This is a genomic window from Chromohalobacter sp. 48-RD10, assembly GCF_029889785.1.
Taxonomy (GTDB): domain Bacteria; phylum Pseudomonadota; class Gammaproteobacteria; order Pseudomonadales; family Halomonadaceae; genus Chromohalobacter.
This window is the reverse complement of the sequence record NZ_JARANX010000203.1, coordinates 1-682: the sequence shown is the minus strand read 5'-3', so window position 1 is coordinate 682 and position 682 is coordinate 1. Positions and strand designations below refer to the sequence as shown.

At 33.9% G+C, this 682-nt stretch carries 1 protein-coding gene; it reads left to right on the top strand.

Annotation, left to right across the window (positions count from 1 at the left end; all coding sequences use genetic code 11):
• Positions 1-635: hypothetical protein (locus OP496_RS18255; protein WP_280565414.1), on the top strand; the 635-nt coding region annotated here is incomplete at its 5' end.
• Between the last annotated feature and the right edge of the window lie 47 nt (positions 636-682).

Below are 682 nucleotides of genomic sequence, written 5' to 3'. Positions count from 1 at the left end.
CTCTCATTTTTAGCAACGAAGCTCTTGTGAAACCATCTGGGGTTAGTGTTGCACCCTTTTCTTACAACAGCACATTTCCATATATATCCGACCACCCATCCATATTCAGATTTATTAAATTCATGACTTCCAACTACCCATACAAAGTCAAAATAATAATTATTGTGAGAAGACAGCCTGAATGGCTTGCGTCTTTCTATTCCAGGGTATCTTCTAGAATTACAAAACCGTCTCAGCAAGATTTTGAAAAGCAGGTAAAAAATATTTTAACGAACAACAAACAATACCTTTTTTGGAGCCTTTGGGTTGAAAAATTGATATCTTTAATTGGTTCTGAGAATGTTCTATGCATGCCTATGGAAATGATGGGCCAAAAAACTTACTGGAAAAATATCTGTGATTTTATAGGTGGAAAAGAAGACGAGCATAATAATATTCAAGAAAAGCGGAACACATATTCCTTAGGAAGGAATATATATAAGATAGACCACCAAAACAAAAAAGAGACTTCACCCAGTTTTTTATTAAGTGATAACCTAATAGACGAGATATTGGATGACAAGGAAATCGTCATTGCTAACAAAAACTTAGGAAAAATGATAGGAGAAGATTTGAGCAAGTATGGCTATTATTAATTATTTTATAAGTTAGTACACCTTTGCATATCTATTGGTTCCCGGAT